The sequence below is a fragment of the Kocuria sp. UCD-OTCP genome (assembly GCF_000349605.1).
In the GTDB taxonomy this organism is placed as follows: domain Bacteria; phylum Actinomycetota; class Actinomycetes; order Actinomycetales; family Micrococcaceae; genus Kocuria; species Kocuria rosea.
Map to the genome: position 1 here is coordinate 1 of NZ_AOSQ01000036.1, position 20,284 is coordinate 20,284.

Sequence of the window (20,284 nt, forward strand, 5' to 3'; positions counted from 1 at the left end):
CGACGTGCCGGCAAAAACGGTTCGAAAAGCGCTGGATCTGACCCGCGCCGGCCGGCGCAGGGCCCCGGGGAGCACCCCGGGGCCCTGCGCCGCTGCCGTCCGTGAGAGAATTCCCCGGTGATGGACACCCGTACCGAGAACCACCCCGCCCGGCTCGACCTGCCGCCCCTGCACCTGGGCGCGCTCACGATCGACGTCCCCGTGGTGCTGGCGCCGATGGCCGGAGTCACCAACAAGGCGTTCCGCCGGCTGTGCCGCGAGTACGGCGGCGGCCTGTACGTCACCGAGATGGTCACGGCCCGCGCCCTCGTGGAACGCCGGCCCGAGTCGATGCGGATCATCGACCACGACCCGGACGAGACGCCCCGCTCCATCCAGATCTACGGCGTGGACGCCGTCCACGTCGGGCAGGCCGTGCGGATGGTCGTCGAGGAGGACCGGGCCGACCACATCGACCTGAACTTCGGCTGCCCCGTCCCCAAGGTCACCAAGCGCGGCGGCGGCTCCGCCCTGCCCTGGAAGACCGACCTGTTCACCGCGATCGTGCGCACCGCCGTCCAGGAGGCCTCCCGCGGGAACGTCCCCGTGACGGTCAAGATGCGCAAGGGCATCGACGACGGCCACCTCACCTTCCTCGAGGCCGGCCGGATCGCCCGCGACAGCGGCGTCGCGGCCGTGGCCCTGCACGGGCGCACCCTCGAGCAGCACTACTCGGGGACCGCGGACTGGGACGCCATCGCGCAGCTGCGCGAGGCCCTGCCGGACGTGCCCGTGCTCGGCAACGGGGACATCTGGAGCGCCGAGGACGCCGTGCGCATGGTCGAGCAGACCGGCGTGGACGGCGTGGTCGTCGGCCGCGGCTGCCAGGGCCGGCCCTGGCTCTTCGGGGACCTGCAGGCCGCCTTCGAGGGCCGCCCCGACCGCTTCCGCCCCGGGGTGGACCAGGTCGCCCGCACGATCTACCGCCACGCCGAGCTGCTCGTGGAGATGTTCGGCGACGAGGCCAAGGGGCTGCGCGACATCCGCAAGCACGTCGCGTGGTACTTCAAGGGCTACCCGGTGGGCGGTGAGCTGCGCGCCAGGATGGCCCAGGTGCCGGATCTCGCGACCCTGCGCGAGCTGCTGGACGAGCTCGACCTGTCCCTCGGCTACCCGGGCGAGGCGGTCGAGGGCCCGCGCGGCCGCGCCGGCTCCCCGAAGAAGCCGCACCTGCCGGACGGCTGGCTGGGCTCCCGCGAGCTGGGGGACGCCGAGCGGTTGGGGCTGGTCGCGGCGGAGCTCGACGTCTCCGGCGGCTGAGCCGTCCCCACCACACGGAAAGGACCGGGCATGCCCCACACGTCCATCGAGATCGACCGCACCGGCGCGCCCGCCCCGGGCTACGAGGCCCGCGACGTCGCGCGCTGGGTGGCGGAGGACCACCACAACAAGTACCGCTCCGACTTCGAGCGGGACCGCGCCCGGATCCTGCACTCCTCGGGGCTGCGGCGGCTGGCGGCCAAGACCCAGGTCGTCTCCCCGGACACCGACGACTTCGTGCGCAACCGCCTGACCCACTCCCTCGAGGTCGCCCAGATCGGCCGGGAGCTGGGCCGGATGCTCGGCTGCGACCCCGACGTCGTCGACGCCGCCTGCCTCTCCCACGACCTCGGGCACCCGCCGTTCGGGCACAACGGGGAAGCGGCCCTGCACCGGCTGACCCAGCACATCGGCGGCTTCGAGGGCAACGCGCAGACCCTGCGCCTGCTGACCCGGCTCGAGCCCAAGGTGCTCGACGACGACGGGCGGCCCGCGGGCCTGAACCTCACCCGCGCCGTGCTGGACGCCGTGTGCAAGTACCCCTGGGAGGCCCACGAGGCGCCGCTGCGCCCGGACGGGACCAGGTCCCCGAAGTTCGGGGTCTACACGGACGACCTGCCGGTGTTCGCGTGGTTGCGCGACGGCGCCCCGGCGCGCACCAAGTGCCTCGAGGCCCAGGTCATGGATCTCTCGGACGACATCTCCTACTCCGTGCACGACGTCGAGGACGCGATCGCCTCCGGGCTCGTGCAGCTGGGCTGGCTCGCCGACACCACCCAGCGGGACCGGGTGCTCGAGCTCACCCGGCGCTGGTACCTGCCCGAGGCCGCGCCGGAGTCCCTCGACGCCGCCCTGACCCGCCTCGAGGACTCGTCCCTGTGGGTCCGGGAGATGGACGGGTCCCGCAAGGACCTCGCCCGGCTGAAGAACATGACGAGCCAGCTCATCGGCCGCTTCGCGATGTCCGCGGTCGGCGCCACCCGGGACATCTACGGCGAGGACCCGCTGACCCGCTACGACGCCCAGCTCGTGGTGCCGGAGGGGACCACGGAGGAGATCGGCGTGCTCAAGGGCATCGCCACGACCTACGTCATCACGGTGCGCGACGCCCAGCCGATCTACGACAACCAGCAGGAGGTGCTCTCGATCCTGGTGGGGGCGCTGATGGACTCCGACGGCCGTTTCCTCTCGCCCGCCTTCACCGCCGACTGGCACGACCTCGGCGACGGGCCGGGCACGGAGGCCGCCCGCCTGCGCCTCGTGGTGGACCAGATCGCGTCCCTCACCGACCTGTCCGCCGTGTCCCTGCACGACCGGATCCGCGGCACCCACTGGCGGGTGGGGGACAAGCCGCTCTGGTGAGCCGTCCCACCGGAGCGGCGGCCGATCCCGTTCAATGACTGTGCGCTGGGTCGCACGCGGCGCCGCTCCCTAGACTCGGCGCGTTTGTGCTCCTCCTCACAAAGGTCTGATCGTCATGGAAAACTCCACCGGACCCGCCCCGCAGGCCGCGTCCCCCTCCTCCCCGGGCGCCCGGCCCGTCCTCCGCTCCCGGGCGTGGGTGGCGCCGCTGTGCTGGATCGCGGTGCTGCTGGACGGCTTCGACGCCGTGGTCCTGGGCGCGGTGCTGCCGTCCATGCTCGAGAACAACGAGCTCGGGATGACCACCGCGCAGGGCACCGCCGTGGCCACCGTCGGCCTCGTGGGCATGATGATCGGCGCGCTGACCATGGGCTACCTCACCGACCGGCTCGGCCGCCGCAAGATGCTCATCGGCGCCGTGGTCATGTTCTCCCTGCTGACCTTCGCCGCGGCGTTCTCCCCGAGCGTGTTCGTCTTCGGCCTCCTGCGCTTCCTCGCCGGCCTGGGCCTCGGCGGCTGCCTGCCCACCGCCATCGCGATGGTCACCGAGTTCGCCCGCCTCGGCCGGGGCTCCAACGCCACGACCCTGGTGATGACCGGCTACCACGTGGGCGCGGTGCTCACCGCGGCGCTCGCCATCGTCGTCGTCGTCCAGTTCGGCTGGCAGGAGATGTTCGTCCTGGGCTCCCTGCCGGCGCTCGTCCTCGTGCCTCTCATGCTCGTGTTCCTCCCCGAGTCCCCCTCGTTCCTCGCGTCCAAGGGGCGGATGGCCGAGGCCCGCGCCGTGGCCGAGCACTACGGCGTGCACCTCGAGCACCACACCGCCGAGGAGCAGGCCGAGAAGGTCGGCGCCACCATGCTGCTCTCCACCGGCTGGCGCCGGAACTCGATCGCCATCTGGGTCGCCTCCTTCATGGGCCTGCTGCTCGTCTACGGCCTCAACACCTGGCTGCCGCAGATCATGCGGGCGGCCGACTACGACCTCGGCAACTCCCTCGGCTTCCTGCTGATCCTCAACGTGGGCGCCATCGCGGGGCTGGCGGTCGCCGGCCGGGTGGCCGACCGGATCACCCCGCGCGTAGCCGGCATCATCTGGTTCCTCGGCTCGGCCGCGCTGCTCGCGGCCCTGGCGATCAAGCTGCCGCTGCTCGGGATCTACGCCATGGTCTTCGTCACCGGCTGCTTCGTGTTCTCCTCCCAGGTGCTCGTCTACGCGTTCACCGCCGCCAACCACCCGCCGCGCGTGCGCGCCACGGCGCTGGGCATGTCCGCCGGGGTCGGCCGGCTCGGGGCGATCTCGGGCCCGATCATCGGGGGCAGCCTGCTGACCGCGGGCCTGGCCTACCCGTGGGGCTTCTTCGCCTTCGCCGCGGTGGGCGCCCTGGGCGGACTCGCCCTGACCGGCACCCGGACCCGGCACGACCTGCGGGAACGCTCCCGCTGAGCCGCTGACGGCTCCCGCTCCACGGGTCGCCCCGGGCCGCACGGTGATCCACCGTGCGGCCCGGGGCGGCCCTCCGCCGTCCGGCCGCGCGCCTAGACTGGCGGTGTGGCAGGACTGATCAGACGCGAGGACATCGACGAGGTGCGGGCGCGCACCGACATCAAGGAGATCGTCGACGGCTACGTCACCCTCAAGAGCGCCGGCATCGGCTCCTGGAAGGGGCTCTGCCCGTTCCACGACGAGCGCACCCCGTCCTTCCACGTGCGGCCGCAGATGGGCACCTACCACTGCTTCGGCTGCGACGAGTCCGGGGACGTCATCTCGTTCCTCATGACGATGGACCACACCACCTTCTCCGAGACCGTGGAGAAGCTCGCGGCCCGGGTGGGCTACGAGCTGCACTACGAGCAGGGCTCCGGGCCGAACAAGGAGGAGGTCGGCCGTCGCCAGCGCCTGCTGGACGCGCACAAGGTCGCCGCGGAGTTCTTCCAGCGCAACCTCTACACCCGCCAGGCCGCCCCCGCCCAGCAGTTCCTGGGCGAGCGGGGCTTCGACGGCGAGGCGGCCCGGCGCTACGGCGTGGGCTACGCGCCCCGCGGCTGGGACCACCTCCTCAAGCACCTGCGGGAGCGCGGCTTCACGGACCAGGAGCTCAAGCTCACCGGGATGTTCTCCGAGGGCAACCGCGGGCTCTACGACCGGTTCCGCGGCCGGCTCGTCTGGCCCATCCGCGCGGTCGCCGGCGAGGTCATCGGCTTCGGCGCCCGCAAGCTCCACGACGACGACCAGGGCCCGAAGTACCTCAACACCCCCGAGACCGCCCTGTACAAGAAGTCCCAGGTGCTCTACGGCATCGACCTCGCGAAGCGGGAGATCGCCAGGCAGCGGCGCCTCGTCGTCGTCGAGGGGTACACCGACGTCATGGCCTGCCACCTCGCGGGCGTGACCACGGCGGTGGCCACGTGCGGCACCGCCTTCGGGGCCGAGCACATCAAGATCGTCCGGCGGTTCCTCTCCGACGACGGCGGCGGGGGAGAGGTGGTCTTCACCTTCGACGGCGACGCCGCCGGGCAGAAGGCCGCCCTGCGCGCGTTCGAGGAGGACCAGAAGTTCGTGGCGCAGACCTACGTGGCGGTCGAGCCCCACGGCATGGACCCGTGCGACCTCCGGCTCGCCCGCGGGGACGCCGCCGTGGCCGAGCTCGTGGAGAACCGCCGCCCCCTGTTCGAGTTCGCGATCCGGGCGACGCTGAAGAACTTCGACCTGGACACCATCGAGGGCCGCATCCGGGCGATGCGCGCCTGCGCGCCCATCGTGGCGCGGATCCGCGACCGCTCCCTGCGCCCCGCCTACGCGCGGCAGCTCGCGGGCTGGCTCGGGCTCGAGCCGGCGGAGGTCCAGCGGGCCGTCGACGCCGCCGGCCGCGCCCAGCGGGAGGAGGCCCCCGCGCTGCACCGGCCGGCGGAGCCGGAGGCGTCCGGGCCGGCCCCGGTCGAGCTGCCCGACCCGCGCGAGCCCGTGGCCCGGATGGAGCGCGAGGCCCTCGAGACCGTCATCCAGTGCCCGGACCTGATGCTCGCGCGGCACTGGGAGGAGTTCGGGCTCAGCGCCTTCCGCTACCCCGTGCACGGGGCCGTGCACGACGCCGTGCTCGCCGCGCGCGCCGAGCTCCTCGGCGACGGGTCCACCGTGCCGAGCGGGCAGGCCTGGGTGGACGGGGTGCGCGGACACCTCCCGGAGCCGCTGCACGGCTACCTCGCCGAGCTCGCCGTGACCCCGCTGCCGGCCACCACGCAGCAGCAGCTGGAGCGCTACACCGCGGACATCCTCAACCGCCTCTTCGAGCTGCAGATCAACCGGCGGAAGTCGGACCGGCTGGCGGAGCTCCAGCGCACGGATCCCACCGGGCAGCGCGAGCGCTACCAGGAGCTCCAGCGGGAGCTGCTGGAGCTGGAGATGCAGCGGCGCGGCCTCCGCCAGGACTGACGCCACCGGGCGGAACCGGATTTGTCGAAGCCCGGTGGGAACGGTAAAGTGATGGCTCGTTGCACGTCCGCGTGCACGGTCCCCCGTAGCTCAATTGGCAGAGCATTCGACTGTTAATCGAAGGGTTACTGGTTCGAGTCCAGTCGGGGGAGCAGCACAGAGGCCCTCACCAGCGGAAACGCCGGTGGGGGCCTCCGCCGTCCCCGGGCGGGCGCCGTCGTCGCGCCGGCGCGTCGCGCGTCAGCCAGTGACGCTGATCCGGACCCCCTCCGAGGGGGCGGGCACGTCGAAGACGGCCGTGTAGTTGAGGACGGCGGTCCAGACCGCCACCCGCACGTCGCTCTCCGACATGCCGGGCGGGTGGTGGGACACGGTCACGGCCCACTCCTGGCCGTCGAACAGCATCTCGACGGAGGTGACGGTGACGCCGCGGGCGGCGAGCGCGCCGACGACGCCGGCCCGGACGAGGGACTCGGCGGGATGGGCCCGGGGGATGGCGGTCATGGTGGTCGTCCTTCCGGCAGGAGCTCGGATCAAGCTCCCTTCCATTGACTCGCATCCAGTGGCAAAAGTAATGCCCGCTTTTCGGCGGACATCCCGGCCCAGGGCACCGGATCCGGCCCGCTGCTGGAGGAATGCCCGTGCGGGTCCGGCCGGGCGGCGCGTGGACCCGCCACCCGCTCGCCGACCGCCTGCGAGGAGGACGGCCCGTGCCGGGGGTGGAAGCGCCGGGGTGCGAGCCGTCGGCCCCGGCGGGAGTCTTATGGAATCCTCAGGTTCCTCCTAGCGGGAGCAGAAGTCCGGGCCGCATCCTGAGTCCAGGGCGGGCCCTGGATGCCCCGGGCTCCCGGCGGTGCCGGGATCCCGGACATGGAGGCAACGCGGCCGGCCGGGTTCCCGGTCGGGGCTCGGCACACCAGGGGGAACCATGCGTTGGACGTCCAGGACAGCCGGACCCGCCGCCGAGCGGGACCGAGGGACCGCCCGGACGCCGTCCCGTCGCCTGGTGGGTGTCGACGCGGCCCGCGGACTGGCGCTCATCGGCCTGATGTCCGTGCACATCCTGCCGTCCTACGACCACGAGACCCGGGAGCCGACCTGGTCCCACATCCTCTTCTCCGGGGACTCGGCGGCGCTCTTCGCGCTGCTGGCCGGCGTCGGCCTGGCCCTGGCCTCCGGCGGTACCCGTCCGCACGGGGGCAGGGAGCTGACCGCGGACCGGGTGGCGCTCGTGGTGCGGGCCGTGCTGATCGCCGTGCTGGGACTGGGGATCGGATCGTTGATGTCCGACGACCTGCCGGCGGACAACATCCTGATCTACTACGGCGTGTTCTTCCTGCTGGCCGCTCCCTTCCTGCGCGCGGGTCCGAGGATGCTGTTCGGCTCGGCGGCGGTCTTCCTGGTCACGGCGCCGGTGCTCATGCAGTTGCTGCGCGACGACCTGCCCGGCTTCGTCTCGGGCAACCCCACGTTCGAGGATCTGCTGACGCAACCGATGGCGACGATCACCCAGTTGTTGCTGACCGGCACCTATCCGGCCCTGGCCTATCTGGCCTATCTGCTGGCCGGCATGGGACTGGGCCGACTCGATCTCAGGAGCAGGGCGATCCAGCTCCGCCTGCCGGTGGTCGGCGTGGGCCTGTCCGTCTGCGCCCAGGCCGTCTCGTACGTTCTGATCCACGGCGCCGGTGGCGCCGGCGGCTACGAAAGGCTGCTGGCCGCCTCGTCGGGTGACGCGGAGGAACTGGCTGACGTGCTGGTCTGGGGATCGGACTGGCTGCCCACCGAGACGTGGTGGTCACTGGCGGTTGCCACGCCGCACACCAACGCCCCGCTGGCCATCGCGGCAAGCCTCGGCACCGGCATGGCGGTGCTGGGCCTCTTCCTGCTGATCTCCCGCGTGGTCGGCTCCTGGTTGCTGCCGCTCTCGACGATGGGCTCGATGACCTTGTCCCTGTACACCGCCCACCTGGTCGCGCTGTCCTTCGAGGTCCACTACGACCGGCCCTACCTGTGGTTCACGATCCAGCTGATCACGGGGGTCCTTTTCGCCATGGCATGGCAGCGAGCACTGGGCCAGGGGCCGCTGGAGCGGGTGGTCGGCGCCGTGGCGAAGGGCGCTCGCCGGCGCTCACTGGCTGCATCCGCCGGAGCGGGTCCCGGCTAAGGGCCGGGACCCGCTCCGGAACCGGCGTTCCCCGCGCGGTGCCGCGGTGCCGCCCGGAGCTCAGCGGCCGCTGGTGCTGGGCATCGTCTCCCTGGCCTTCACGCGCGAGGAGTCGATCGGATAGCGATCGGCGAGCACGGCCCGCGTGGCGTCCATCAGCAGCTCAAGACCTTCATCGAGGTCTTCTTGGGAGATGTTCAGGGCGGGCATGGCCTTGAGGACCTCGGACCGCGCGCCCGAGGTCTCGACGAGCAGATGCCGTTCGAAGGCGGCGCCGGCGATCCGCTCCGCCAGCTCCGGGTCGGGGAAGTGGACCCCGGCGAGCAGGCCCCGTCCGCGACAGGTCGCTCCCTCCACCAGAGCCGCGATCCGCGTGAGGCCTTCCCCGAGCTGTCTCCCGCGCTCGACGACGGATCGCTGGAAGGTGCCGCCGTCCGCCCAGTACTTCTCCAGCGCGGCGGTGCCGGTGACGAATGCGGCGTTGTTGCCGCGGAACGTCCCGTTGTGCTGGCCGGGCTGCCAGATGTCCAGCTCGGGGCGCAGGAGGACCAGCGCCATGGGCAACCCGTAGCCCGAGATGGACTTCGACAGGCACACGATGTCCGGGGTGATCCCGGCGTCCTCGAAGCTGAAGAAGGTGCCAGTGCGCCCGCAGCCCGCCTGGACGTCGTCGACGATCAACAGGACCTCGTGCGCCCGGCAGAGCGCCTCGAGTTCCCGCAACCACCCGGCACGGGCGGCGTTCAGGCCGCCCTCACCCTGGACCGTCTCGACGATGACGGCGGCGGGACGTTCCACCCCAGAGCTGGAGTCCGCCCACGTCCTGGCCAGCCAGGACAGCCCCCACGACGGGTCGTCGAGATAGCCGTCGTACGGTGCGGTGGTGGCGAACGGCAGCGGCACCCCCGCGCCGTTGCGCTTCATGGCGTTGCCGGTGACCGACAGCGATCCCAGGGTCATGCCGTGAAAGGCGTTCGTGAAGGCCGTGACGCCGGTGCGCCCGGTGTTCAGCCGTGCCAGTTTGAGGGCGGCCTCCACACTATTGGTTCCCGTGGGTCCGGTGAACTGGACTTTGTGGTCGAGGCCGCGCGGCCGGAGGACATGGTGCTCGAAGGCGGTGAGGAAGCGGCGCTTGGCCGTGGTGTAGGTGTCCAGGGAGTGGACGACGCCGTCGGCGGCCAGGTACTCGAGCAGCGCACGTTTCAGATCCGGATCGTTGTGCCCGTAGTTCAGCGCCCCGGCGCCGGAGAAGAAGTCGAGGTAGCTCTCGCCGTCCTCGGCGTGCAGCCGCGAGCCGCGAGCGGTCTCGAAGACCACCGGCCAGCTGCGGCAGTAGCTGCGGACGTCGGACTCGAGGTCCTCGAAGATGCTGGTGGACATGGTGACGACTCCCGATGGATGAGAAATGGGCGAGGTGCTCGTCGAGCGTCCGGCGTTCCGCCCGCGCACGCCGGTCGCGTGGTGTTGCGCGCCCCTTCGGACGGACGCCGTGACGGGCGGCCGGGTCCGGCCGGCGCGGGAGTTGGGGGGATCGGCCGCTGCTGAAGAAAGCTGTGCTCTGGTGGGGCGCGGGACGCCAGAACATATTCGTTCGAAATTACCGGTCGGTTACCGCACGCGTTTGCCATGGCTCAGACCTTAGTCACTCGCAAACGCAGCACCCAGGCATTCCCGAAGATTACCGAGGGTTTTCGAAGCCGGCTCATGACGTCCGCATCCACACGAAATATTTGCGTTGGCACCTATCTGACCTGGAGAAACATCGCGACCAATTCTCCAACATTTGCATTTGCGGCGCTACGCTGATTTCCATCCGACCATTCCGGGAAGGGAATTTCCGGGGGTTCATGGGGTTTATCGAAGCCTTGGTGCTCGAGCATTGTCATGCCCGCATCTCGGCTCTTTTAAATGCATTTGGGGGAGCCATATGTCTTCAAGTGTTGACAACAGTTCGACGCCGCACGATCTGACGCCATCGAACCTGCTGTCGAGGAACGACGGTCCGGTACTCACGTCACTCGTGCGAGACGAACGAGTCCGCGGTGGAGGTGAGATCCGGCTGGAACAGCTCTTCGAGGCAGTCTGTGATCGTTCCAGCGGCGATGGTCGGGACGGTCGCCTCGCCGTGGACGCGGACGATATCCGTCTGAGCTACACCGAGCTCGACGCCCGGGCGAACCGCCTGGCCCGCCATCTTCTCGAGCTCGGCGCGGGTCCGGGTGACCGGATCGCCCTGCTCTTCGATCATGCTGTGCCCGCCTACATGGCCATGCTGGCCGTGCTGAAGATCCACGCGGCGTACGTGCCCCTCGACCCGGGATTTCCCTCGGACCGGATCGCCTACATCATCGAGGACGCCGATGTCTCACGAGTGCTGACATTGGCGAGCCTGGAATCGATCGTGCCCGATGTCATGGCTCCGCTCCTGTGCCTCGACCGCGAGCAGGAGCGGATCGACAGCCGGGATTCCTCACGGGTGCAGCTCGAGCGGAGCAGGGTGGGTCACGACGACCTGGCCTACATCATCTACACTTCCGGCTCCACCGGCCGCCCCAAGGGGGTCGCCATCGAGCACGCCAGCATCTGCAACTTCGTCCGCGTTGCCGCCGACGTCTACGGGATCAGGTCCCAGCACCGCGTCTATCAGGGCATGACCATCGCCTTCGACTTCTCCGTCGAGGAGATCTGGGTCCCGTGGATGGCGGGGGCGACGCTGGTGCCTAAGCCCCGTGGTATCGCGCTGCTCGGTGCCGAGCTGGCCGAGTTCCTGACCGAGAAGCGGGTGACGGCGATGTGCTGCGTCCCGACGCTGCTGTCGACCATCGAGGACGACCTTCCCGACCTGAGCTTCCTTCTGGTCTCCGGCGAGGCCTGCCCCCGGGACCTCATCGTCCGGTGGCACCGGCCCGGCCGTCGCTTCCTCAATGTCTACGGCCCCACGGAGGCGACGGTCACGGCCACCATGGCCGTTGCCCATCCCGATCGGCCGGTCACACTGGGGGAGCCGCTGCCGACCTACTCCGCCGTCATCCTGGATCCGGACGGGGCCCAGGTCCTTCCGCATGGTGAGCTCGGGGAGATCGGTCTGGCAGGGATCGGCCTCGCCAGAGGGTATGTCAACAGGGACGATCTCACGGACAAGGCGTTCATCCCCGACTTCCTCGACCTCCCCGACAACCCGTCCGGCCGGATCTACCGGACGGGGGACCTGGGCAGGCTCAACGAGGACGGGGAGATCGAGTACCACGGCCGCATCGACACCCAGGTCAAAGTGCGGGGCTACCGCATCGAGCTGAGCGAGATCGAGTCCGTCCTGCTCCGGGTCCCGGGGGTCGCCCAGGCAGTGGTCAACACGTACGAACCGGAGCCGGGGTTCGTGGAGCTCGTGGGGTACTACACGGTTCGTCACGGCGGCGAGGGACTCCTCGACCAGGAGATCCGCGAACGACTCCGTGATCGACTGCCCGGTTACATGGTGCCGGCGTACCTCGAGCGGCTCGACCGCATTCCCACGCTGCCCAGTGACAAGGCTGACCGTAAGAGCCTTCCGGCCCCCCGCGGGAACCGCACGACGGGCGGCGACGAGGAGTACATCGCTCCTTCGTCGAGGACGGAAGAAGTCCTCGCAGAAGCCCTCGCCTCTGTTCTCCGCCTCGAGAAGGTGTCGGTAGCTGCGAACTTCTTCACGGACCTCGGAGCGAACTCGATGCTGATGGCCCAGTTCGCCGGTCGCCTGCGCAAAGGTGCTCGCGTCCCGGTGCCGGCCATGCGTGATCTCTACACCGCCCCGACCATCTCTGCGCTCGCCGAAACGCTCGAAGCAGTTCGGGTCGAGGCACCGGCAGAGATCCAGCCGGGCAGGTCCCCACGCCCCGAACCACTCGGTGCTGTACAGCACATCCTGTGCGGCACGCTGCAAGCCACGGTCTTCGTCCTGACTACATTCGTGGCAAGCCTCGTCCTTTTGGAGGGCTACCTCTTCGCCAGCAACGGACAGGGCCTTCTGGACGTGATCTGGCGTGCCTTCGTCTTCGGGACCCTGTCCTTCGTCGGCTGGAGCTTGTTCCCGATCGCGGCCAAGTGGCTGCTGGTCGGGCGCTGGACGGTCCAGGAGTTCCCCGTCTGGAGCCTCGCCTATTTCAGGTTCTGGCTCGTCAAGAACATCATCCGTGCCACTCCGATGCGGATGTTCATCGGCACCCCCATCTATCCGCTCTACCTGAGGGCGCTCGGTGCCAGGGTCGGCAGGCGAACGGCGATCTTCTCCCGATTCGTGCCGGTGTGCACCGATCTGCTCACGATTGGTGATGACGCCGTGGTGCGGAAAGACGCGCTGATCAGCTGCTACCGGGCACACGATGGCACTATCCAGACGGGCACCGTCCGCCTCGGCCGTGACGCCCTGGTCGGCGAGGGGTCCGTTCTGGACATCCACACCGCCCTCGGCGAGGATGCCCAACTGGGACACGCCTCGTCCCTGCACGCCCTCCAGTCGGTGCCCTCCGGGCAACGGTGGCACGGATCACCCGCCCAGGTCACCGACACGGACTTCCGCACTGTTGCCCCGACGGATTGTGGCCTGCGTCGGCGCGTCGTCTACAGCATCCTCACGATCCTCTACCGGCTGGTGCTGACGCCCGGTCTCGCCCTCGGCATGCTGGCGCTACTCATCCCGTTCTATCTCGGGTTCGAACACCTCGACCACGGAAATCCGTGGTTCTTCGTGGACCTTCTGGCGCTCACGCTGCTCCTGCTCCTGGTCGGACTCCTGGTCTCGGTGTGTGCGCTCGCTGTCATTCCCCGGGTCCTGAATCTCTGCCTGACCCCGGGGCGGGTGTATCCGCTGTACAGCTGGCGCTACGCGGTGCAACGAGCGATCGATCGGATGACGAACGTGCAGTTCTTCATGCGGTTGACAGGAGACAGCTCGCTGGTCGTCCACTATGTGCGACTGTTGGGCTACAAACAGCCCGACCTCGTGCAGACAGGTTCCAACTTCGGTTTGGCCACGAAGCAGGACAATCCGTATCTGGTCACCACGGGGAGCGGGACGATGATCGCCGACGGCCTGGCGATCATGAACGCGGACTTCTCGGGCAGCTCGTTCATGGTCTCGCCTGTGACCATCGGCTCGCGGAGCTTCCTGGGGAACAACATCTACTATCCGTCCACGGCTACGACCGGCGACAACTGCCTTTTCGCCACCAAGGTCATGGTTCCAGTGGACGGCCCGCAACGCGAGGGAGTCGGGCTGCTCGGCTCCCCGGCCTTCGAGATCCCACGCACCGTCCGGCGGGACGTCGACTTCCGCGCGCAGGCGACCGGTCCCGAACTGCACGGGCTCCTGCGAGCCAAGAACCGGCACAATGCTGTGACGATCCTGTTCTTCCTGCTGCGCGGCTGGATCTACGCTTCGGCGGGGCTGCTGCTCGCCTCCTACGCCATCGCCCTGCACAGCATCTACGACGTCTTCGCGGTCGCCGCGGCATTCCTGGGGATGCAGCTTTTCAGCGTTGCCTACTTCGTGTTGATCGAACGAGCCTCGCTCGGTTTCCGCCGGCTTCGGCCGCTGTTCTGCTCGATCTACCAGGAACCGTTCTGGCGCACAGAGCGCTTCTGGAAGCTCAGCGCGAGGGCTTACCTGGAGGTGTTCAACGGAACGCCGTTCAAACCGCTCATCTGGCGACTGTTGGGAGTCCGGATGGGCCGGCGCGTCCTGGACGACGGTTGCTACATCCCCGAACGGACGCTCGTCAGCATCGGCGATGACTGCACGCTGAACGTCTTGTCGATCGTGCAGTGCCATTCTATGGAGGACGGGGCCTTCAAAGTCGAGGGAACGACGGTCGGTGCACGGTGCACCCTCGGAGCCAACTCATTCGTCCACTACGGCGCCACGGTCGGGGACGGCGCGGTGGTGGAGGTCGACACGTTCGTCATGAAGGGCACGGAGATCCCCGCGTCCTCCTCGTTCGGGGGCAATCCTGCCCGAGAGTTCAGCGCCCGTCCGCCCCGGGTCACCACATCATCCGGCAGGCACGCCGCTCCACGGGGGGCGGGAGCCCGTCGCGTTCGCGTCGCGGGCCGGCGGAGACAGGGGCGGCACGAACTGCCCGGCCGTCGACACGAGCAGGTCCGGGCCTCCGGCGGCTCGCGGTGACGCCAAAGGGGTGCGTGGCGCGTCAGCCTGGCCCGGTGACCCGTGCGGCATCAGCTCCTCCACCCTTGCGACTCGTCCTATGAGATGTGGTCGCTCCCAGGGACGTCAACGCTCTCGGGGCACGGGTGCGCGGAGGCTGCCCGTTCAGCTGGGCTGAAGCCCAGAGCAGCGGCGCCGAAAGCTGGCTGCTGTCACGTATGGAGTGCTCGAGACAGGACCAGCTCCGCGTACGGGCCTGCCCGCTCCTCGGATGTGGATGCGGCGTAGTGGGCGAGTGGCACGGTGATCGTGGCGGTCGTCCTCCGGCGGGAGCGCGAGAGGGGTCCCTCGCATGCGACCTGCACCCGGTCGTTTGGGCGGTGCCCGCTCTGCGCCGGAGGCGGCCCGCGGGGCCGACCTGGCAGGGCGGAGGGACCCCGGCGGGCCGCCTCCGTGACTACCGGCGGGTCAACCGGGCGGTAGTGCCGAAGCGTGACCGTACCGCGTCCGGAACGTCACCGTTTGCTATTGAGTCCCTTGTCAGAAGCGAATTAAGCTGAACTCACCTTATTCACCAAGGGGGAACACAGTGAAAACTCTGGAAAAGCTGGTAGCGAGTGTGGCCGTGGCGGGACTGCTGCTCGGGGGAGCAGGACCGGCGCTCGCTGACGGCAAGGACGATCGCAAGGGCGACGACAAGGGGCACAGCAAGAAGGACGAGCGCAAGAACGGCGAGGTCGACGTCGTCGTCAAGTACAAGCACCGCGGCGACTGGAAGACGAAGCGCTACGAGGACAAGAGCCTCGAGAAGGCTGCGTCCATCGCCAAGGAGAAGTGCCACGGGGGCAACTGGCGCGAGTACTACAGGGACGCCCGCCAGGTGGACCGCACCGGCAAGTCGGACAAGGTCTGCCAGAAGAAGTACGTGAGGGTGTACTTCGAGCAGGACGAGGACCGGCGCTGGGACAAGGACAAGGGCAAGGACTGGGACCGGAAGAAGTAGCACCGGACCCGATCCCGACGCACCGACGGGAGGGCCCGTCCGGGGAACCGGACGGGCCCTCCCGCACGTCCCGGCAGGTCGCGTCGCGGCCCGGTGTGCGCCCGCCGGTGGCGTCCCCGATGGTAGCTTGGTGCTCAGTCCACGTACTTTTCTCATCATCAACGGAGGCGGGCATGAGTCATTCGGTAGGCCCCAGCACGGGCGGGGCGTCGGGAGCGGGGTCGGAGCACTCCGACCCCGGATCGGCGTCGATCCTCGATGTCGTCAAGGTCTTCGCCAGGCTGCTGCCCAAGCAGCTCAAGGACGAGGCGCAGCTCGCCAAGCTCGAGCTGACGGAGAAGGCGAAGACGCTGGGCAAGGGCGCGGCCTTCGTCGTCGTCGGCCTGGTGTTCCTGCTGCTCGCCACGATCGCCCTGGTCGGTGCGGCGATCGCGGGTCTGTCGCAGATTATGCCGGCCTGGCTGGCGGCTCTGCTGCTCGCCGTGCTGTTCCTGATCATCCTGGCCGTCGCGGCGCTCATCGGGGTGTCCACCATCAAGAAGGCCCTTCCGCTCGTGCCGCGCAAGGCGCTCTTCGGGGTCAAGTACGACCTCGGCGTGGTCAAGGAGGGCTCCGCCTACACCGAGAGCCGCGTCCAGCGCGAAGAGCAGCTGGCCCGCGAGCGCAAGGAGCAGGAGAAGCGGGAGGCCGCGCAGGACCCGGCCCAGCAGAAGCCCCCGGCGCCCACCGAGGAGCAGCTGCGGCACCGGCTCAAGCTGCGCCGCGAGCACCTCAAGACGCTGCGCGACGACGTCCAGGGCCGTGCGGAGACCATCCAGTCCACCACCAAGGGCTTCGTGGACCGCACCAGCCGCACCGTGAAGACCACCCCGAAGGACGTGAAGGGCCTGCTCGCCCAGGGCGGCGCGAAGTCCCGCTCGACCTCCGGCTCGTCCGCCGGGTCCGGCCTCGGCGAGCGGTGGCAGCCGCTCACGGTGCTGGCCGTGGCGGGGAGCGCGTTCGTCGTCTTCCTCCGCAAGCTGTTCCGGTGACGTCGCCGTCCATGGGCCGCCCGTGGACGAGCGCACCGGCCGAAGGCCCGGAAGCCACAGGCTTCCGGGCCTTCCCCGTGCGTTCACCGGGTGTCCACGCGCCCCGGGCCGGACGGGCGGGCCGGCTCGATAGACTCCCGGGCGTGACGACAGATCGGTGGGTGCCATGAGCCAGTGGTTGGCGGTCGCCCTGGCGCTGCTCTCGGCCGTGTGCCTGGCCGTCGGGACGCAGCAGCAGGGCAGTGCCGTGGCGGACGTCGCGCAGGGACGGCTGCGCCTGCGCAGCATCCCGGTCCTGCTGCGCCGTCCCCGCTGGCTGCTGGGGCTCACCCTGCTGGGCCTCGGCACCGGTCTGAACGTCACCGCCCTGGGGCTCGCCACCGTGACGGTGGTCCAGCCGATCGGCGTGGTGGCCCTGGTGATCACCACGCTGCTGCACGCGCGGCACCGCCGGCTGCGGATCAACCGGCGCACCTGGACGGCGATCGGGCTGTGCACCGCGGGCGGGGCGGTCTTCGTGACGTGCGCCGTGGCGGCGACCGACCCCGCCCGGGGCATCTCGCGCTGGGCCGAGCACACCGTGGTGGTCATGCTCGTGGTGCTGATCTGCGTCCTGGGGGTCTCCGCGGCGATGTTCGGCCGCAGCCTGGGCGGGACGTTCTACGTGGTGGGCGCCGGCATCCTCTACGGATTCGTGGCGGTGCTCGTGCGGCTGACCCTGATCCGCATCCAGGGCAGCGCCGGGACGCCCCTGGACGACGTCAACTGGCTGGCGGCGGGCACCGCCGTCGTCGCCGCTGTGCTGGGCGGGTGGTTCGTGCAGACGGCCTTCGCGTCGGGTCCGCCGGACCTCGTGATCGCGGGGCTGACCGTGATCGACCCCATGGTGGGCGTGCTCCTGGGGCTGCTGGTCCTGGGCGAGGCGGTGCCGGGCTTCTCCGTCCCGGTCGGGATGCTCATGGCCGCGGCAGGCGGCGTTGCTATAGTCGGGGTCGCCGTGCTCTCGCAGCACCACCCGGAGGTGCTCGAGCGCCGCGCCGAACTCGCACGGCAGGACCGGGCGCAGCCCCCCGCGGGCTCGGCCGCACGGCGCCCCGCAGCATCCGACCGCCCCGCGGCATCCGACCGCCCCGCACACGACCGACCGGGAAGACACGCTTGAGTGCCCACACCGCCTCCGCCGCACGCCCCCTGACCGTCCTCCTGGGCGCCGAGACCTACCCCCCGGACGTCAACGGGGCCGCGCAGTTCGGGCACCGTCTGGCCCGGGGCCTGCACGAGCAGGGCCACCGGGTGCACGTCCTGTGCGCACGGCCGGACCCCGGGCCGTCGTACCGGGCCGAGGACGACGGCGTGGTCGAGCACCGGCTCCGCTCCCACCGGGCCTTCACCCACCCGTACTTCCGCCTGTGCTTCCCGTGGCAGGTCGCCGCGGAGATCCGCCGCGTGCTGGACGAGGTGCGCCCCGACGTCGTCCACGTCCAGTGCCACTACATCCTCGGCCGGATGCTGGTGCGGGAGGCCCGGCGGCGGGGCATCCGCACCGTGGCCACCAACCACTTCGTCCCCGAGAACCTGGAGCCGTTCCTGCCGTTCCCGGCATGGGTGCTGAACCGCTACCGCACGGTGTCGTGGCGGGACATGGTGCGGGTGTTCGGCGCCTGCGACGTGGTGACCGCACCGACCCCGCTCGCGGTGGAGGCCATGCGCCGCAACGGCTTCCCCGACACCGTGCTCGCCGTGTCCAACGGGATCCGGATCGCCGACTACGAGGCCCACGACGGCGAGCGGCGGCAGCCGGCCGCGCACCCGACCGTCCTGTTCACCGGCCGGCTCGCGGTGGAGAAGAACGTGGACGTGCTCATCGAGGCGCTCTCCGTGCTGCCCGCCGAGCTCGACGCCCACCTGGTGATCGTGGGCGACGGCGAGCAGCGGCCCGCGCTCGAGAAGCTGGCGAAAGCCCTGGGGGTCGCCCACCGGGTCCGTTTCCTGGGCTACGTCCCGGACGAGGACCTGCGCGCGGCCTATCTGCGGGCCGACGTGTTCTGCCAGCCGGGCACGGCCGAGCTCCAGTCGCTGGTCACCCTCGAGGCGATGGCGGCGTCCCGGCCCGTGGTCCTGGCCGACGCGCGGGCCCTGCCGCACCTGGCCGAGGACGGCGTCAACGGCTGGCTCTTCGCCCCCGGCGACGCCCAGGACCTGGCGCGCAAGCTCGCCCTCGTCCTGGGCGCCCCGCCCGAGGAGCGCGCCCGGATGGGCCGGGAGAGCCGCCGCAAGGTCGCGCGGCACAGCTTCCCGCGGACCCTGGAGACGTTCCTGCGGCTCTACCGCGGCGAGCACCCGGAGTCCGTGCACACCCCTGCTCCGGGAGCGCGCGAGCACCAGGAGCCGGCGCGCGCCCCCGCCGCGGGCCCGCGACGGATCCGGACCAGGCTGGCCTCGCTCGTGCGGTAACGTGGTGCTGCGCCGCCGGGCCCGTCCCGGCGCGGGGCCGTAGCTCAGCTGGTCAGAGCAGAGGACTCATAATCCTTCGGTCGTGGGTTCAAGCCCCACCGGCCCTACCGAGAAGCCCGTTCCACCAGGCCGACCGCCTGGTGGAACGGGTTCTTCCGCCGGCGGCCGATCCCCCCGCACCGGTCCTCCCGGGACGCCCGCTCCCGCGGGGACGCCGCGGTCCGCGCCGGCGCCGGTCGGGGCAGGGTCCCGGGCCGTCCCTCCGGAGAGCAGGGGCGTCACCCACCGGGCACGGGGGTCGGCGTCGATGAGAACGGCTTTGAAGAACAGGGTCAGCGGCACGGCGAGCAGCGCGCCGAGCGCCCCCAGGGTCGCGGCCCAGAAGACCAGGGACAGCATGGTGATGGTGGCGGACAGTCCCACGGCGTCGCCCACGATCTTCGGCTGGATGAAGGACTGGATCACCACGTTGATGCCGCTGTAGACCGCCACGACGGCGAGCATCAGACCCGGACCACCCTCCAGCAGTGCGATGATCGCCGGCGGGACCACGCCGATCACGAAGCCGATGTTGGGGATGTAGTTGGTCACGAAGGCCAGCAGTCCCCACAGCACCGCGACGGGGACGCCCAGCCAGGCCAGGGCCGCGGTGTCGATCACCGCCACGACGAGTCCGAACACGGTGGTGACCAGCAGGTACTTGCGGCTCACGGCGGCGAAGCCCCGCAGCGCCGCGGCGAGCTCCCCGTGGGCCCCCCGCAGGCGGGCCAGCTTCTGGGGGAAGCTCCCGGCGTCGACCACCATGAACAGCACCAGCGTCACGATGAAGAACACGTCGGAGAGCAGTCCCAGCAGCCCGCCGAGCAGTCCGCCGGCGAACTCGGCCAGTCGCCCCAGATCGAACCCCGCGAACATCTGGGCCAGCCGCTCCTCACCGATGCCCAGCTGCTCGAGGCCGCCGGTCACGCCGTCCAGCATCCGGTCCAGCTCCGCCTGGTAGGACGGGATCAGGGTGGCGAACTGCGCCCCGGCGATCAGCAGGGAGACGGACAGGGCCAGGATCGCGGTGTAGACCGCGACCAGGGCGACGGCGGTGCCCATCCACCCCGGAAGGCCCCGGCGCTGGAACCACCCTCGCAGCGGATGGGCCGCCACCGTCATGACCAGGGCCAGGAACACCAGGCCCAGCAGGTCCGACATCGCCCGCAGCCCCAGCACCACGACGACCACCGCAGCGAGTCCCACGAGCACCACCAGCGGTCTGCCGCCCAGCAGCGCCGTGGTCCCTCCGCCGGGCCCCGGGGTCTCGGCGCTCGTCCGCTCTGCCATCACGTGCCTCCCTGCTGTGGTGTCCACCGTCGGTCATCCGGGACGCGGGTGCTTCACCCGCCGCGGGTGA

At 70.3% G+C, this 20,284-nt stretch carries 13 protein-coding genes and 2 tRNA genes; 12 read left to right on the plus strand and 3 right to left on the minus strand.

Annotated features, from left to right (window positions below):
* The first annotated feature begins 120 nt into the window (after positions 1 to 120).
* The 5 genes from dusB (at position 121) to H488_RS31075 (ending at position 6,243) form a co-directional block, all read left to right on the plus strand.
* Positions 121 to 1,299: a tRNA dihydrouridine synthase DusB gene (gene dusB, locus H488_RS31055; RefSeq protein WP_017834110.1), complete on the plus strand. Its 1,179-nt coding sequence runs from the start codon at positions 121 to 123 to the stop codon at positions 1,297 to 1,299.
* Positions 1,300 to 1,329: 30 nt separating this feature from the next.
* Positions 1,330 to 2,661 (plus strand): deoxyguanosinetriphosphate triphosphohydrolase, encoded by a 1,332-nt coding sequence (locus H488_RS31060; protein WP_017834111.1) that lies wholly within the window; start codon positions 1,330 to 1,332, stop codon positions 2,659 to 2,661.
* A 115-nt stretch (positions 2,662 to 2,776) separates the two neighbouring features.
* The gene (locus H488_RS31065) at positions 2,777 to 4,105 is read left to right on the plus strand and encodes an MFS transporter (protein WP_017834112.1); all 1,329 of its coding nucleotides are present in this window, start codon (positions 2,777 to 2,779) and stop codon (positions 4,103 to 4,105) included.
* A gap of 105 nt (positions 4,106 to 4,210) precedes the next feature.
* Positions 4,211 to 6,091 (plus strand): DNA primase, encoded by a 1,881-nt coding sequence (gene dnaG, locus H488_RS31070; RefSeq protein WP_017834113.1) that lies wholly within the window; start codon positions 4,211 to 4,213, stop codon positions 6,089 to 6,091.
* 79 nt (positions 6,092 to 6,170) lie between these two features.
* Positions 6,171 to 6,243, plus strand: a tRNA-Asn gene (locus H488_RS31075).
* An 88-nt stretch (positions 6,244 to 6,331) separates the two neighbouring features.
* On the opposite strand, the gene H488_RS31080 is transcribed toward H488_RS31075, so the two are convergent.
* Entirely contained in the window at positions 6,332 to 6,595 is a 264-nt protein-coding gene (locus H488_RS31080; protein ID WP_017834114.1) for a hypothetical protein, read from the minus strand.
* Between the two features lie 502 nt (positions 6,596 to 7,097).
* On the opposite strand from H488_RS31080, the gene H488_RS31085 reads away from it, so the two are divergent.
* Positions 7,098 to 8,258: a heparan-alpha-glucosaminide N-acetyltransferase domain-containing protein gene (locus H488_RS31085; RefSeq protein ID WP_017834115.1), complete on the plus strand. Its 1,161-nt coding sequence runs from the start codon at positions 7,098 to 7,100 to the stop codon at positions 8,256 to 8,258.
* A 60-nt stretch (positions 8,259 to 8,318) separates the two neighbouring features.
* Here H488_RS31085 and ectB read toward each other — a convergent pair whose 3' ends face one another.
* A complete protein-coding gene (gene ectB / locus H488_RS31090) occupies positions 8,319 to 9,638 on the minus strand; it encodes a diaminobutyrate--2-oxoglutarate transaminase (RefSeq protein WP_017834116.1) in 1,320 nt (439 codons plus the stop codon).
* Between the two features lie 640 nt (positions 9,639 to 10,278).
* Between ectB and H488_RS31095 the strand changes: the two genes are divergently transcribed.
* The 6 genes from H488_RS31095 (at position 10,279) to H488_RS31120 (ending at position 18,992) form a co-directional block, all read left to right on the plus strand.
* Positions 10,279 to 14,418, plus strand: coding sequence for a Pls/PosA family non-ribosomal peptide synthetase (locus H488_RS31095; protein WP_237740458.1), 4,140 nt, complete (start codon positions 10,279 to 10,281; stop codon positions 14,416 to 14,418).
* Positions 14,419 to 14,986: 568 nt separating this feature from the next.
* Positions 14,987 to 15,400 (plus strand): hypothetical protein, encoded by a 414-nt coding sequence (locus H488_RS31100; protein ID WP_150110366.1) that lies wholly within the window; start codon positions 14,987 to 14,989, stop codon positions 15,398 to 15,400.
* A 173-nt stretch (positions 15,401 to 15,573) separates the two neighbouring features.
* Complete coding sequence (locus H488_RS31105) at positions 15,574 to 16,431, plus strand: phage holin family protein (protein WP_017834120.1); 858 nt, start codon at positions 15,574 to 15,576, stop codon at positions 16,429 to 16,431.
* Between the two features lie 166 nt (positions 16,432 to 16,597).
* On the plus strand, positions 16,598 to 17,593 hold the full coding sequence (locus tag H488_RS31110; RefSeq protein ID WP_043739264.1) for a DMT family transporter: 996 nt from the start codon (positions 16,598 to 16,600) through the stop codon (positions 17,591 to 17,593).
* Positions 17,590 to 18,885: a glycosyltransferase gene (locus H488_RS31115; protein WP_017834122.1), complete on the plus strand. Its 1,296-nt coding sequence runs from the start codon at positions 17,590 to 17,592 to the stop codon at positions 18,883 to 18,885. The genes H488_RS31110 and H488_RS31115 overlap by 4 nt, the downstream gene beginning before the upstream one ends.
* Positions 18,886 to 18,918: 33 nt before the next feature.
* Positions 18,919 to 18,992, plus strand: a tRNA-Ile gene (locus H488_RS31120).
* Here H488_RS31120 and H488_RS38525 read toward each other — a convergent pair.
* Positions 18,952 to 20,214, minus strand: coding sequence for an AI-2E family transporter (locus H488_RS38525; protein WP_081615816.1), 1,263 nt, complete (start codon positions 20,212 to 20,214; stop codon positions 18,952 to 18,954). The genes H488_RS31120 and H488_RS38525 overlap by 41 nt on opposite strands.
* Between the last annotated feature and the right edge of the window lie 70 nt (positions 20,215 to 20,284).

Bases quoted from the DNA above. Each gene is read 5' to 3' on its own strand.
- dusB (WP_017834110.1), top strand. From the start codon at position 121: ATGGACACCCGTACCGAGAACCACCCCGCCCGGCTCGACCTGCCGCCC.
- H488_RS31060 (WP_017834111.1), top strand. From the start codon at position 1,330: ATGCCCCACACGTCCATCGAGATCGACCGCACCGGCGCGCCCGCCCCG.
- H488_RS31065 (WP_017834112.1), top strand. From the start codon at position 2,777: ATGGAAAACTCCACCGGACCCGCCCCGCAGGCCGCGTCCCCCTCCTCC.
- H488_RS31080 (WP_017834114.1), bottom strand. From the start codon at position 6,595: ATGACCGCCATCCCCCGGGCCCATCCCGCCGAGTCCCTCGTCCGGGCC.
- ectB (WP_017834116.1), bottom strand. From the start codon at position 9,638: ATGTCCACCAGCATCTTCGAGGACCTCGAGTCCGACGTCCGCAGCTAC.
- H488_RS31105 (WP_017834120.1), top strand. From the start codon at position 15,574: ATGAGTCATTCGGTAGGCCCCAGCACGGGCGGGGCGTCGGGAGCGGGG.
- H488_RS31110 (WP_043739264.1), top strand. From the start codon at position 16,598: ATGAGCCAGTGGTTGGCGGTCGCCCTGGCGCTGCTCTCGGCCGTGTGC.
- H488_RS38525 (WP_081615816.1), bottom strand. From the start codon at position 20,214: ATGGCAGAGCGGACGAGCGCCGAGACCCCGGGGCCCGGCGGAGGGACC.